10 protein-coding genes are annotated in these 14,372 nt (G+C 68.6%); 9 read left to right on the forward strand and 1 reads right to left on the reverse strand.

What is annotated here, in order from left to right; translation table 11 throughout:
• Positions 1–41 precede the first annotated feature (41 nt).
• The 3 genes from RAC69_RS09165 to RAC69_RS09175 all read left to right on the forward strand — a co-directional run bounded on the left by RAC69_RS09165 (position 42) and on the right by RAC69_RS09175 (position 6,850).
• Positions 42–1,157, forward strand: coding sequence for a GuaB3 family IMP dehydrogenase-related protein (locus RAC69_RS09165; RefSeq protein ID WP_341936161.1), 1,116 nt, complete (start codon positions 42–44; stop codon positions 1,155–1,157).
• A gap of 58 nt (positions 1,158–1,215) precedes the next feature.
• On the forward strand, positions 1,216–1,974 hold the full coding sequence (locus RAC69_RS09170) for an SURF1 family protein (RefSeq protein ID WP_375086574.1): 759 nt from the start codon (positions 1,216–1,218) through the stop codon (positions 1,972–1,974).
• Between the two features lie 235 nt (positions 1,975–2,209).
• Entirely contained in the window at positions 2,210–6,850 is a 4,641-nt protein-coding gene (locus RAC69_RS09175) for an ExeM/NucH family extracellular endonuclease (protein WP_375086552.1), read from the forward strand.
• Positions 6,851–6,923: 73 nt separating this feature from the next.
• On the opposite strand, the gene RAC69_RS09180 is transcribed toward RAC69_RS09175, so the two are convergent.
• Positions 6,924–7,724, reverse strand: coding sequence for a DeoR/GlpR family DNA-binding transcription regulator (locus tag RAC69_RS09180; RefSeq protein ID WP_375086553.1), 801 nt, complete (start codon positions 7,722–7,724; stop codon positions 6,924–6,926).
• Between the two features lie 228 nt (positions 7,725–7,952).
• Here RAC69_RS09180 and RAC69_RS09185 point away from each other — a divergent pair, with 228 nt between their 5' ends.
• The 6 genes from RAC69_RS09185 (at position 7,953) to RAC69_RS09210 (ending at position 14,336) form a co-directional block, all read left to right on the forward strand.
• Entirely contained in the window at positions 7,953–9,245 is a 1,293-nt protein-coding gene (locus RAC69_RS09185) for an ABC transporter substrate-binding protein (RefSeq protein ID WP_375086554.1), read from the forward strand.
• An 83-nt stretch (positions 9,246–9,328) separates the two neighbouring features.
• Positions 9,329–10,252, forward strand: coding sequence for a carbohydrate ABC transporter permease (locus tag RAC69_RS09190; protein ID WP_375086555.1), 924 nt, complete (start codon positions 9,329–9,331; stop codon positions 10,250–10,252).
• Between the two features lie 2 nt (positions 10,253–10,254).
• A complete protein-coding gene (locus RAC69_RS09195) occupies positions 10,255–11,118 on the forward strand; it encodes a carbohydrate ABC transporter permease (RefSeq protein WP_341935222.1) in 864 nt (287 codons plus the stop codon).
• A gap of 46 nt (positions 11,119–11,164) precedes the next feature.
• A complete protein-coding gene (locus RAC69_RS09200) occupies positions 11,165–12,028 on the forward strand; it encodes a ketose-bisphosphate aldolase (RefSeq protein ID WP_375086556.1) in 864 nt (287 codons plus the stop codon).
• Positions 12,029–12,054: 26 nt separating this feature from the next.
• Entirely contained in the window at positions 12,055–13,356 is a 1,302-nt protein-coding gene (locus tag RAC69_RS09205; protein ID WP_375086557.1) for an ADP-dependent glucokinase/phosphofructokinase, read from the forward strand.
• Positions 13,353–14,336, forward strand: coding sequence for a class I mannose-6-phosphate isomerase (locus RAC69_RS09210; RefSeq protein ID WP_375086558.1), 984 nt, complete (start codon positions 13,353–13,355; stop codon positions 14,334–14,336). The genes RAC69_RS09205 and RAC69_RS09210 overlap by 4 nt, the downstream gene beginning before the upstream one ends.
• Positions 14,337–14,372: the final 36 nt, after the last annotated feature.

A 14,372-nucleotide genomic window follows, 5' to 3' on the forward strand; every position in this document is an offset into this window, starting at 1 on the left:
CGTCGGCCGTCGTGCGCGCCGGGTAGTGTGGTGGGGTGACCATGGAGATCGAGCTCGGCCGAGGCAAGCGCGCGCGCCGCGCATACACGTTCGACGACATCGCGGTGGTGCCGTCGCGGCGCACACGCAACCCGGAGGACGTGTCGACCGCGTGGACGATCGACGCGTTCGGCTTCGACATCCCCGTGCTCGGTGCGCCGATGGACTCCGTCGTGAGCCCGCGCACCGCCATCATGCTGGGACAGCTGGGCGGTCTCGGGGTCCTCGACCTCGAGGGGCTCTGGACCCGCTACGAGGACCCCGAGCCGCTGCTCGCCGAGATCGCGGGACTCGCGGGCGACTCCGCGACCGTGCGCATGCAGCAGCTCTACTCGGAGCCGATCAAGCCCGAGCTGATCACCCGCCGCCTGGCCGAGATCCGCGAGGCCGGCGTCACCGTCGCCGGTTCGCTGACACCGCAGCGCACCCAGCAGTTCTACGACACGGTCGCCGCGGCCGGAGTCGATCTGTTCGTCATCCGCGGCACGACCGTGTCGGCCGAGCACGTGTCGAGCGTCGACGAGCCGCTGAACCTGAAGAAGTTCATCTACGATCTCGACGTGCCCGTCATCGTCGGCGGTGCGGCGACGTACACCGCCGCGCTGCACCTCATGCGCACGGGGGCCGCCGGCGTGCTGGTCGGCTTCGGCGGGGGAGCGGCGTCGACGACGCGCGCGACCCTCGGCATCCACGCTCCGATGGCGACGGCCGTCTCCGATGTCGCCGCCGCGCGTCGCGACTACCTCGACGAGTCGGGCGGCCGCTACGTGCACGTGATCGCCGACGGCGGCGTCGGCACGTCGGGCGACATCGTGAAGGCGCTCGCCATGGGAGCGGACGCCGTCATGCTCGGCGTCGCGCTCGCACGAGCCACCGACGCGCCCGGCCACGGTTTCCACTGGGGGCCCGAGGCGCACCACCCGCAGCTTCCGCGCGGTCGCCGCGTCGAGGTCGGCGGCATCGGCACGCTCGAGGAGATCCTCTACGGTCCTGCTCCGGTCGCCGACGGCACCGCGAACCTCATCGGCGCGCTGCGCAAGTCGATGGCGACCACCGGGTACTCCGACCTCAAGGAGTTCCAGCGCGTCGAGGTCGTGCTCGCCCCGTACGAGGCCTGAGGTCCCGCGCATCACCGTGACGTCCCCCGCTCTGTTCCCGCCCACCCTCCGCGAGGTCATGCTCCGCGGGCGCTGGATCGGGATGCTCGTGCTGTGCCTGATCGTCGCCGGCGTGTTCGCGTGGCTCGGCCAGTGGCAGCTCGAGCGGGCGATCGAGACGGATCCGCCGCCCGCGGGAGCGACGGAGAACGTGCGTCCGCTCGCCGAGGTGGTCGAGCCGGGTGGGTACCTCGCGGAGCCGCTCGTCGGTCAGCGCGTCGAGACGTCGGGCTCCTGGGTCGCCGACGACTTCGTGATCGTGTCGAGCCGGTTCAACGACGACGTCTCGGGCTACTGGGTGACCGGCCAGCTGCGCGTCGCGGACAGGACGTCGATCGCGGTGGCGATCGGCTGGAGCGCCGACCGCGATGTCGCTGAGGATGCCGTCGACACCCTGAACGAGGACGCCGACGGCTCGGTCGTCGAGGTCACGGGGCGGATCATCTCCGACGAGGGCCCGTCTGTGCCGCCGGAGGACGACCCCCATCGGATCGACCGCATGTCGCCGGCCGCCCTGCTGAGCGTGTGGCACGACGTCGAGGGGCTCGAGATGTACCGGCCCTATCTGGCGTCGTCGACGGCGTCGGCCGGGCTCACGGACATCGCGTCTCCCGCACCGGCCGAGCAGTCGCCGGTCAACTGGCTCAACGTGTTCTACGCCGCCGAGTGGGCGATCTTCGCGGGCTTCGCCTTCTACCTCTGGTATCGCCTGGCGAAGGATGCGTGGGAGCGCGAGGTCGAGGAGTTCGAGGACTCCGCGGCATCCGAGACCGACTGACGGTCCGCGCATCCGCGCAGGCGCGACCGCGCATCCGAGCGACCGGCACTCCGATATTCCACCTTCGTCAGGGGTGTCCTCCGCCCATTCGGTTAGCGCTCGGTGACCAATGGGAAAACTCCGTTGATGATGTCGGAGGGCCTTCCTAAGCTCGCATCATGTGCGCCGGCTGTGAGGGTGCGCAGTCATGGCTCCACGAGAGCCGTCGCCCGATGAAACCGAGGAGACAACACCGATGATGTCCGCTTCCGACGCCGCGAACCGCGAGGTTCCCGGGTCCGATCGCAGAAGCCGGGGGCGTCTCGGCGTCCTCGCCGCCACCTGCGTCGCAGCTCTGGGCGCCAGCGCCCTCATCGCGACGCCCGCCTCCGCCGACGTCGCGGGGACGGGGGTCGTCATCAACGAGGCGTACCTGTCCGGCGGCAGCGCAGGGGCCGCGTACACGAACAAGTTCGTCGAGCTCTACAACCCGACCGACGCTCCGGTCGCGCTCGACGGGCTCTCGCTGCAGTACCGGTCGGCCACCGGCACGGGCAACGCCAACGGCGTCGCGCCGCTCAGCGGCAGCATCCCCGCCCGGGGGCACTACCTCGTGCAGGGCGGCAGCAACGGCGCGAACGGCGCGGCACTGCCCGCACCCGACGCGACGGGCACCCTCAACCCGAGCGGAAGCGCCGGCACCCTCGCGCTCGTGAAGGGCACGGCGGCCGTCGCCCTCACGCCGGGATCCGTGACCGGTGTCGACGGCGTGATCGACGTGCTCGGCTACGGCACCTCGAACACGTTCGAGACCGCCGCGGCCCCGGCGCCAGCCGGCAACACCGACGTGAAGTCGCTGAACCGCACGAACGGCGCCGACACCGACGACAACAGCGTGGACTTCACGCTCTCGGCCACGATCACCCCGCAGAACTCCGGTGGCACCGATCCAGGCACCGATCCGGAGGACCCCGGCACCGACCCCGCGAAGGTGTCGATCGCCGAGGTGCAGGGCACGACCGACGTGTCGCCCCTGAACGGCCAGACCGTGACGGTCGAGGGCGTCGTGACGGCCGACTACCGCACCGGCGGCTACAAGGGCATCGTCATCCAGACGCAGGGCTCGGGCGGCGAGACCGACGCGACGCCGGGGGCGTCCGACGGAGTCTTCGTCTTCCTGAACGCTCTCGCCCCGACGCTCGCGATCGGCGACCTCGTCTCGGTCACGGGCTCCGTGAGCGAGTACTTCGGCCAGACGCAGATCAACCCGGCATCCCTCGCCGGCATCTCCGTCGTGCAGGCGGGCGTCGGCCTACCGGCCGTCACGCCGCTGCCCGACACCGTGGTCGGCGCCGACCGTGAGCAGTACGAGAGCATGCTCGTCGCGCCCGCCGGCACCTACCGCGTCGCGTCGAGCCACCAGCTCTACAACTTCGGCACGCTGTGGCTGAACGCCGGCGCCGACCTGAACGTGAAGAGCACCGAGCTCGCACGCCCAGGCGCCGACGCCGCGGCCATCGCGGCGGCGAACCGCGCGAACCGCCTGCTGCTCGACGACGGCTGGTCCATCCAGGTCACGAACAACGGCCACCCGAACGACCAGCCCTACTTCACGAAGGACCTCGTGGTGCGCAACGGCGACACCGTCGACTTCCGCGACAACGGCTACGTGCTGTCGTACGGCTTCGACGACTGGCGTCTGCAGCCGGTCGTCCCGATCGACAGCACCTCGCCCGAGGCGGCCAAGGTCGGCTTCGAGGCGACCAACCCGCGCGTCGAGTCGGCGCCGACGGTCGGCGGCGACGTGCAGGTCGCCTCGTTCAACGTCTTCAACTACTTCACGACGCTGAAGAGCCAGAACTCGAACGCGCGCGGTGCGGCGAACGCCGCGCAGTTCGCGATCCAGAAGTCGAAGATCGTCGCGGCCATCAACGGCCTCGACGCCGAGATCGTCTCGCTCATGGAGATCGAGAACTCGATCAAGCTGGGCGGGTCGCTCGACTCCGCACTCGCCGATCTCGTCGACGGACTCAACGACGCCCTCGGCGACGACGTGTGGGACTACGTCCGCACCCCGGCGGCCCTGGACGACGCGGCGACGACCGACTTCATCACGAGCGCCATCATCTACAAGAAGGATGACGTGTCGACCGTCGGCGACAGCCTCACCGTCACCGACGAGACCGTATGGGGCAACGCCCGCGAGCCGATCGCCCAGGCGTTCGACGTCGACGGTCGCACCGTGACCGTCGTCGCGAACCACTTCAAGTCGAAGTCGGCCCCCGAGGGCGGCGGAGCGGAGCCGGCCGACGGCCAGGGCTTCTTCAACGCCGACCGGGTGGCCCAGGCGAACTCTCTCAAGGGCTTCACCGAGACGATCGAGGAGAAGACCGGCAGCAGCGACATCCTGCTGATCGGCGACTTCAACGCCTACGCCAAGGAAGACCCGATCGACGTCTTCACCGGCGCGGGCTGGAGCGACGTCGCACCCGAGAAGGCGCCGGGGCAGCACACGTACTCGTTCGACGGTGAGCTCGGCTCGCTCGACCACGTGCTCGCGTCGCCGTCGCTGGCCGCCTCGATCACGGGCGCGGGTGTCTGGAGCATCAACTCGCCGGAGTGGAGCGATCGCGGCTACGCGTTCGGCGCCACCGAGGCCGGCACCCCGTTCCGGTCGAGCGATCACGACCCGATCATCGTCGGCGTCTCCGCAGAGGTCCCGCCGGTGAGCATCGATGTCGTCACGATGAACGACTTCCACGGCCGCATCGAGGCCGACGGCGCCGCCGCCGGTGCCGCGGTGGTCGCGGGAGCCGTCAAGCAGTTCCGCGAGGCGAACCCGAACACGATCTTCGCCGGAGTCGGCGACCTGATCGGCGCATCGACGTTCACGTCCTTCATCAACGACGACAACCCCACGATCGATGCGCTCAACGCGGCCGGTCTCGACGTCAGCGCGGCGGGCAACCACGAGTTCGACCAGGGCTGGGAGGACCTGCGCGACCGCGTGCAGGACCGCGCGGACTGGGAGTACATCTCGTCGAACGTGTTCCTCACCGAGACGGGTGAGCCCGCTCTCGCGCCGGCCTGGGTCAAGGAGCTCGACGGCGTGCGCGTCGGATTCGTCGGCGCCGTCACGGAAGACCTCGACTCGCTGGTCTCGCCGGAAGGGATCGCCGACCTCGAGGTGCGCAGCATCGTCGACTCGGTGAACGCCGTCGCCGACGACCTGCGTGACGGCGACGAGTCCAACGGTGAGGCGGACGTCGTCATCCTGCTCGTGCACGAGGGCGCGGCCAGCGTCGAGCTGTCGAGCATCACCCCGGAGTCGCCGCTGGGCGAGATCGTCTACGGCGTCGACGGCGACGTGGACGCGATCGTGTCGGCGCACACCCACCTCGCCTACAACCACGTGATCGACGGTCGCCCCGTGATCTCGGCCGGTCAGTACGGCGAGAACCTTGGACTGATGAACATCCAGGTCGACCCGAAGACGAAGGAGCTGCTCTCGATCACCAACGAGATCAAGCCGCTCACCGCCAACGGGCAGCCGCTGTACCCGGCCGTTCCGGAGGTCGCCGAGATCGTCGCCAAGGCGAAGGCCGACGCCGACGTGCTCGGCGCCGTCAAGGTGGGCGACATCACCGCCGACTTCAATCGGGCGCGTCAGGCGAACGGGTCGGAGAACCGCGGTGGCGAGTCGACGATCGGCAACTTCGTCGCCGACGTGCAGAAGTGGTCGACGGGCGCGGACATCGCGCTCATGAACCCGGGCGGGATCCGCGCCAACCTCACGTACGCGTCGTCCAACGCGAACGATCCGGCTGGCAACGTCACGTACCGTGAGGCGGCGACGGTGCAGCCGTTCGCCAACACGCTGGTCACGCTGACGCTCACCGGCACGCAGCTCAAGGGCGTGCTCGAGGAGCAGTGGCAGCCGGCGGGAGCAGCGCGTCCGTTCCTCAAGCTGGGCGTCTCGGAGGGGCTCGTCTACACGTACGACCCGACCGCGGCGCAGGGATCGCGCATCACCTCGATCACGCTGAACGGCACGCCGATCGACCCGTCGGCGAGCTACACGGTCGCCGCGAACTCGTTCCTCGCCGCGGGGGGAGACAACTTCTTCACCTTCCGCGAGGGCACGGGCAAGCGTGACACCGGCAAGGTCGACCTGCAGTCGATGGTCGACTGGTTCGACGCGAACAAGACCGCGACGCCCGACCTCGCGCAGCGCGCGGTCGGTGTCACGGTGAGTGCTCCGGATGCCGACGGCTACACCGCCGGCGACCAGGTCACCGTCGCGCTCTCCTCTCTGGCGTTCAGCGGCGGCGAGGCGGCCCCCGGCGAGGTGACCCTGTCGCTCGGCGGCGCCCAGGTCGCCGCGGGAGCGATCGATCCGACGATCGTCGACACGACCGACGAGGCCGGACGCGCGTCGCTCACGTTCACGGTCCCGTCCGGTGTGTTCGGCGAGCAGCCGCTCACCGTGACGGTTCCGTCGACCGGCACGACCGTGCAGGTGCCGTTCACGATCTCGGGTGAGGAGCCCGAGGAGTTCGCCGGCACGATCACGACCGATTCGAAGGTCGCCGCGGGCAAGAAGCTGCGCATCACCGGTGCGGACTTCGAGCCGGGGGAGACCCTGACGGTCGTGCTCGAGCCGAAGAAGGGCAAGCCGGTCCAGGTCGGCACCGTGCAGGTCACCGCCGACGGGACCTTCTCGACCGCCGTGACGGTGCCGAAGAACACGCAGCCGGGCAAGTACACGGTCGTGGTCTCGCAGGCCGACGGGGACGCAGCGACGGCCACCGTCACCGTGAACCGTGCCGGCGGCATCGGCGGCATCATCGGCGGCATCATCGACTGGATCTGGGACCTCATCACCGGGTGGTTCTGATCACAGCGCGCGCATGACGCAGGCGGGGGCCGTCGGGAGCGATCCCGGCGGCCTCCGTCGTCTATCCGCGTTATCAGGGGGTGAGGAGCTCGACCTCGGCCTGGGCGAGCGCGGTGGCGAACGCCGGGGCGGGCTGCGCGTCGGTCACGACGTAGTCGACGCGGTCGAGCGTGGTGACCTGGGCGAAGAGTCGCCGCCCGAACTTCGAGGAGTCGGCGAGGATCGCGGTACGTTCGGCCCGCTGGATCATCTCGGCCATCATCGTCGCATCGCCCATGTTCGAGGTCGAGAACCCCTCCTCGTCGACCGCGCCGACGGCGATGAGGGCGAGATCGCAGCGGATGTCGACCTCCGGCCCGCCCGGCGTCATCGTGAACGCCACGGGTCCGGTGGTCGCCTGCGTGATCGCCCGCACTGCGCCGCCGAAGACGTAGAGGTCGCGGAACGCGGAGGGGGAGATCTCCGCCGGGATGCGGAGGTTGTTCGTCGCGATCGTCAGGTCGCGGTGGTTCCGCAGCGCCCGGGCGACCGCGAGGGTCGTCGTGCCGGCGTTGAGCATGACCACCGCGCCGTCGTCGATCAGCCCGGCTGCCAGCCGTGCGATCTTCTCCTTCTCCTCCGTCTGCATCCGCAGACGCACGTCGAGCGCACGGTCCTTCAGCTGGCCCTCCGTGCTCACGGCGCCGCCATGGGTGCGGATCACGACGCCCTCGCGGTCGAGCTGATCCAGGTCTCGTCTGATCGTGTCGATCGAGACGCCGAAGTGCTCGGCGAGCCCGCCCACCGTGACCTCGCCTTCGTGCTCGACGTAGGCGGCGAGGTCGGCCTTGCGGCCGGCGGGGAGGCGTCGTTTCGAGGATGCGCGTGCTTCCATGCCCCCATCTCTAGCACATTCGGCAGAAATAGCGGCAGATTTCGGCAGAAAGCCGCACACGCGACTTCGCCTGTATTTCGGGCTATCACGGGACGTGAGGGAAGAACAAGCAGGTACAACCTCGATGGAAACTCTTGCGCAACAGCAAAGCACGGCATAACATTGCTCAAAACCGCATGAACAAGCATTGACGCGCGTGATGCGGCACGATCTCGAAGAGGAGAAGTGATGATCACAGCAGGACGTGGGCGACGCACCCTGAAGCTCGCCGGCGCAGCGACAGCAGCCGTGACCGTTCTCGCCGTTGCGGGATGCTCGACGGGCGGCGGAGACGAGGGCTCCGACGGGGGCGACGTCACGATCGAGTTCGCCCAGTGGTGGGAGCCCGAGCTGCCCGACGGCGAGTTCCGAGCACTCATCGACAGGTTCGAAGACGAGAACCCCGGCATCACGGTCGATCTGGTCAGTGGACCGTACGCCTCCACCAAGGAGCAGCTCTTCGCCGGTGCGGCATCCGGCACCATGCCGGACGTGGTCGGTCTCGACGGCGCATGGGTCAACGACTTCGCGTCCCAGGGCGTGATCGCCGATCTGACGGAGCTCATGAAGGAGAACGACTACGACGACAGCGAACTGGCCAGCCAGATCCAGGTCGACGGCAGCACGTACATGATCCCCGTCGTCAACTTCGTCTACCCGATGTTCACGAACGACACCCTCCTCGCCGACGCCGGTGTCACGGCGCCGCCCACGACGCGCACGGAGTTCGCGGATGCCGCGGCCAAGGTCACCGCTCTCGGCGGCGACGTCTCCGGGTGGGTGCTCCCGCTCTCGCTCGAGGCGCCCAACGGCGTGCAGAACGACGTCATGTCGTGGGTGTGGGCCTCCGGCGGCTCCATGCTGAAGGACGGCCAGCCCGATCTCACGAACGACGACGTCACCTCGGCGATCGACTACATCGGCGGCCTGTGGGACGACGGGGTCATCGCGTCCGGCTCGTTCACCATGAAGGAGCAGGACAAGGTCGAGGAGTTCACCAACGGCCGCGTCGGCATGATGATCGACTCCCTCGCCCACATCAACCTGATCCGCGAGTCGAACCCCGACCTGAAGTTCTCGATCTCCGCGATTCCCGCGGAGGACGGCTACGACGGCGAGCGCGGCATCCCCTACGCATCCTGGGGCATCGGCGTCGCCGAGAACTCCGAGCACAAGGATGCCGCGTTCAAGCTCGTGGAGTTCCTCATGAACGAAGACACGAACTCCGAGCTGTCGACCATGGCGAAGGCGTTCCCCGGCAACTCCGAGTCGGTGCCGGACTTCGTGAACGACGACGAGCTCTTCGCGAAGGCGTTCGAGATCTACCAGGCCGGCTACCCGGCCAACGAGTTCACGGGTCTGCCTGTCGCGGAGGACCTGATGCGTCAGCTCGGCGAGCAGCTGCAGTCGGCCTTCGACGGCCAGCAGTCGATCGACGACGCCTTGAAGAAGGCGCAGGAGTCGTGGCTGAAGGAGTTCTGACCCTCCTCCCGACTCCCGCATGAACGGGGTGCCGCACCGCTGCGGCGGTGCGGCACCCGACCAACCAAGGAGCACCGGTTCCCATGAGCCTGAAACTGTCCGACGACACCGAGGTGATCGTCACCGGCGTCGCCCCGTCGCGGCGCAGGCGGCAGCTGCGCAAGACCACCGAGTCGTACGGCTTCCTCTCGCCGACGATCATCCTGCTGTTCGTCCTCATGATCGTCCCGATCGTGATGGTCATCGGCTACTCGTTCCAGGACAACGTGATCCTGAACAAGTCGCCGGAGTTCGTCGGCATCGCGAACTACGTGGAGATCCTCTCCGACCCCGGGTTCTGGAAGGCCACGGGCAACACGATCCTCTTCACGGTGACGAGCGTCGCCGCGCACCTCGTGCTGGGCCTCGCCTTCGCGATGATGCTCAACAGCCCGCTGCTCGGCCGGTTCTCCCGCTCGATCTTCCGGGCGCTGTACGTGCTTCCGTGGCTGTTCACGGTCGCGGTCATCGCGGTCCTCTGGCGCATGCTCCTCGCGCCCAACGGCGTCGTGAACTTCCTGCTCAACACCGACATCGAGTGGCTGGCCTCCCCGCAGCTCGCGCTCGGCACCATCATCTTCATCAACATCTGGGCCGGGTATCCGTTCTTCATGGTCAGCCTGCTGGCGGGGCTCCAGGGCGTGCCGGCCGACCTGCACGAGGCGGCCCGCGTCGACGGCGCCAATGCCGTGCAGCGCTTCTGGAACGTCACGATCCCGCAGCTGCGTCCGATCATCATCAGCCTCGTGCTGCTCGACCTGATCTGGACCTCGCAGCAGTTCGCCCTGATCTGGATGACGACGGGCGGCGGTCCGATCGACGTCACCGAGGTGCTCAGCACCTTCACCTACAAGCTCGCGTTCGCCAAGTACGACTTCTCGCTCGCCGCCACCTCCGCGGTGCTCGTGCTGCTGATGTCGATGGTGCTCGCCGTCTTCTACGTCCGTCACCAGAAAGCGAGGGACTGATCATGGCTCTCACCGCCGACACCGTGCGCCGGCGCACCAGGTCCCACCTTCTCGCGAAGTCCGGTCTGATCGTCGCGCTGATCCTCGGAGCGGTGTTCGCCGCCGGTCCGGTGCTGTGGATGCTGTCGAGCTCGTTCAAGTCGAACACGCAGATCTTCGAGCTCCCGCCCAGGCTCATCACCGACACGTTCTCGTTCGACGCGTACGTCGCGATCTTCACGAACCCCGAGACCATGCGGTTCTTCCTGAACAGCTACGTCGTCGCCGGCTCCGTCACGATCCTCACGCTGCTCGTGGCGATCCAGGCGGCATATGCCTTCAGCCGCTTCGAGTTCCGCGGCAAGCGCATCCTCAACGTGGTCATCGTCAGCGTGCAGGCCGTTCCTCCGATCACGCTCCTCATCCCGTACTTCGGACTCATGGTGGCGCTCGGGCTGTACAACTCGTACGCGGGCCTGATCCTCACCTACATGGTGTTCACGCTGCCGTACGCGATCATCATGATGACCGGGTACTTCAACACGCTCCCGAAGGAGCTCGACGAGGCGGTCCGCGTCGACGGCGCCGGATCCATGACGGCGCTGTGGCGCATCCTCGTCCCGATCTCGGTTCCCGGCATCGTCTCGGTCGGCATCTACACGTTCATGATCGCGTGGAACGAGTACCTCTTCGCGCTCACGCTCACGCGGTCGATCGACATGCGCACGGTGCCGATCGGCATCCAGCTCCTGATGGGGCAGCACTCCTACGACTGGAACCAGATCATGGCGATGAGCGTGCTCGGGTCGATCCCGGTGCTGATCCTCTTCCTCTTCTTCCAGCGGTACTTCATCAGCGGACTCACGGCCGGGTCCGTCAAGAGCTGATCCCCGCTCGATTGTCCACGACCATCACGAAACAGGAGAAACACAAGTGCTCTACACCGGCAAATCCATCCTCGACGTCGCGAACGCGCACGACTTCGCCATCCCCGCCTTCAACATCAGCGACTGGGCGATGTTCACCGGCGTCATGGACATCAGCGAGGAGAAGGCCGCTCCGGTCATCATCGCGATCCACCCCGACGAGGTGTCGCACATCACGACCGACCTGATCCCCGCGATGCACTCCCGCGCCCACCGGTCGAGCGTGCCGGTGGCGATCCACTGGGACCACGGCGGCAGCTACGAGCAGATCATCCGGGCGATCCACGCCGGCTTCACGTCGGTGATGATCGACGCCTCGCTCGAGCCGTTCGATCGGAACGTGGCGATCACGCGTAAGGTCGCCGAGGCCGCGCACGCCGCCGGCATCCAGGTCGAGGGCGAGCTGGGCACCATCGGCGCGAACGACAGCTACGGCGAGTCGGGGGCGGCGGAGATCATCTACACCAACCCGGATGACGCGGTGCGCTTCGTCGAGGAGACCGGCGTCGACAGCCTCGCGATCGCGATCGGCACCTCGCACGGCCTGTACCCGAGCGATAAGAACCCGGAACTGCGCCACGACCTGCTCGAGCAGATCAAGGCGGCCGTGAAGATCCCGCTCGTGCTGCACGGCGGATCGTCGAACCCGGATGCCGAGCTGCGGCGCGCGGTGGAGCTCGGCGTCAACAAGATCAACATCTCGAGCGACATCAAGGTCTCGTACCACGACCGCATGCGCGAGGTGCTCGGCACCGACCGTCGTCTGCGCGAGCCCAACGCGATCCAGCCGGAGGCGCTCAAGGCCATGAAGGCGACGGCCGCCGAGAAGATCGAGCTCTTCGGCGCCGACGGCAAGGCGTCGCTGTACTGAGCGGCGGACGGGGGAGGATCGGCGTCGTGGACGAAACGGCTTTGCTCATGGGCGACGGGTCCGCCGGAGACGCGGGCGGCACGCTCGTGCTGGGGCTCGGCGGCACCGTCGACTACGAGCTCGCGTGGGATGCCGAGGTGATCGAGCGTCTCGCGCGCGAGCACGGCGTGCGACGCGGCGAGCTCACCACCTCGGCGCCGATCGTCGACGAGCGCTCGCTGCTCGTCACGGTCCTGGCGTTCGTCGCTTCGGGCGCGGGGGCTGAGCGGTTCGTCGCGTCGTCCGAGATCGTCGAGCGCTTCGCCGCCCACTTCGCCTTCGCCGTGACCCTGGGCGGCACGGGGGTGCGGGCCGGCCTCGTGCTGGACGCGCTCGGCATCCCCAGCATCCAGCATCTGGTGAGCATCGACGACACGGTGCGCCGTCTTCTCCCGCCCGCGATCACGTACGTGTCGTCCGCGGCGGAGGACACCCTGGATCCGCATCTGATCGTGCAGTACCCGGCGGGAACCCGCGTGCAGCTCGACGACGCCGTCCTCGTCGCTCCGGCGTCGAACCGTCTCATCTTCGCGAACGATCCGCCGAACCGCACGATGGCGATCGCTCCGGCGCTGGCGGACGAGCTCGCGCGGGCGCGCGTCTTCCTCGTCTCGGGATTCAACACGATGCAGGACCACGGCCTGCTCGAACAGCGGCTCGACGAGGTGAGGACGGCGATGGCATCGCTGCCGGCGGAGGCGCTCGTCTACTACGAGGACGCAGGTTTCTACACGCGTGAGTTCGCCGCCACCGTCCGATCGCGGCTGCTGCCGCTCATCGACGTGTACGGCATGAACGAGGACGAGCTGCAGGAGTATCTGGGACGCGGCGTCGACCTGCTCGACGCCGACGATGTCGCGCGGGCGCTCGCCGACGTGCGGGAGATCGTCCCCGCGGCGGCCTTGGTCGTGCACACCAGGTACTGGGCCATCGCGGTCGGGGAGGCGGCGCACCGTCATCGGTCCGCCCTCGTGAGCGCGGTCGTCGTGGCCGCGACGAGGTACCGGGTCGGCGACGCGCTGACCGCGCGAGACGTCGACGAGACGCGCGGGATGCCGCAGCACAGCGGCGGCGCAGCGGTCGTCGCCTCGGTCGAACAGCGTCTTGCGGGGGCCGTCGGTGTGGCCGCCTTCGACCTCGATGTCGCGACCCCCACCACCATCGGACTCGGCGACACGTTCGTCGGCGGCTTCCTGGCGGGGGTCGTCGCCGATCAGAAGCAGCAGCACGACCACGAGCACGAGCACGAGCACGAGCACGAGCAGACGCAGGAGCAGAAGAGAGCATGATCCCCCGACCGATGGTCCTCCCGTCGAACCGCCCCGCCGAGCGCTTCTATCTCGGGGGAGCGCGCATCAGCGCGTTCCGGGGCGAGAGCGGCAGCGCCCCGCGCGAGCCGGAGGACTGGATCGGATCGACCACCACCGTCAACGGTGAGAGTGAGGTCGGGCTCACGCGTCTGCCGGACGGGCGACTGCTGCGGGATGCCGTCGAGGCCGACCCGGTCGGCTGGCTCGGCGAGGAGCACGTCCGTCGCTGGGAGGCCGACACCCGCCTGCTCGTGAAGCTGCTCGACGCCGGGCAGCGGCTGCCCGTGCACGCGCATCCGCACGACGACTTCGCCGCCTCGCACCTGGGTCGCGTGCACGGCAAGGCCGAGGGCTGGTACATCCTGCAGGGCGGCACGGTGCACGTCGGGCTGCGGCGCGACGTCGGGTCCGCCGAGCTGGCCGACCTCGTGGAGAGGCAGGACGTGGACGCCCTGCTCGCACTCCTGCACGCGGTCGACGTGGTGCCGGGCGACGTCGTCTGGGTGCCGCCGGGCGAGCTGCACGCGATCGGGGAGGGCGTGCTGCTGCTCGAGCTCCAGCAGCCGGAGGATCTGTCGATCCTGCTCGAATGGCAGGGGTTCGCGATCGACGGCCCCGCCCTCGGACACCTCGGACTGGGTTTCGAGGTCGCGCTCGCCGCGGTGAACCGCGGGGCGCGATCCCCGCACGAGGTGCGCACGCTCGTGGGCGCCGCCCCGGCATCCGGATCCGTGTTCCCCTCCGACGCCGATCGCTACTTCCGACTCGAGCGGATGCCGGTCGACGGCGAGGCGGTGATCGACCAGGGGTTCTCGATCGCGGTGGTGGCGAGCGGTGCGCTCACCGTCGGCTCGGACGAGCTCGGCGCGGGGAGCACCCTGGTGGTGCCGCACGTCGCGGGAGCGCTGAGAGTGCAGGGTCGCGGAGAGCTGCTCGTGGCGCGCCCGCCCGCGCCCTGAGCCCGGATCGGACGCCGATCGCCGCCGACTAGACTG

It is taken from the genome of Microbacterium sp. LS_15, assembly GCF_041954735.1.
Lineage (GTDB): Bacteria > Actinomycetota > Actinomycetes > Actinomycetales > Microbacteriaceae > Microbacterium.

Coding starts and splice junctions, on each gene's coding strand:
- RAC69_RS09175 (WP_375086552.1), top strand. CDS start 2,210: ATGATGTCCGCTTCCGACGCCGCGAACCGCGAGGTTCCCGGGTCCGAT.
- RAC69_RS09170 (WP_375086574.1), top strand. CDS start 1,216: ATGCTCCGCGGGCGCTGGATCGGGATGCTCGTGCTGTGCCTGATCGTC.
- RAC69_RS09190 (WP_375086555.1), top strand. CDS start 9,329: ATGAGCCTGAAACTGTCCGACGACACCGAGGTGATCGTCACCGGCGTC.
- RAC69_RS09180 (WP_375086553.1), bottom strand. CDS start 7,724: ATGGAAGCACGCGCATCCTCGAAACGACGCCTCCCCGCCGGCCGCAAG.
- RAC69_RS09165 (WP_341936161.1), top strand. CDS start 42: ATGGAGATCGAGCTCGGCCGAGGCAAGCGCGCGCGCCGCGCATACACG.
- RAC69_RS09195 (WP_341935222.1), top strand. CDS start 10,255: ATGGCTCTCACCGCCGACACCGTGCGCCGGCGCACCAGGTCCCACCTT.
- RAC69_RS09210 (WP_375086558.1), top strand. CDS start 13,353: ATGATCCCCCGACCGATGGTCCTCCCGTCGAACCGCCCCGCCGAGCGC.
- RAC69_RS09185 (WP_375086554.1), top strand. CDS start 7,953: ATGATCACAGCAGGACGTGGGCGACGCACCCTGAAGCTCGCCGGCGCA.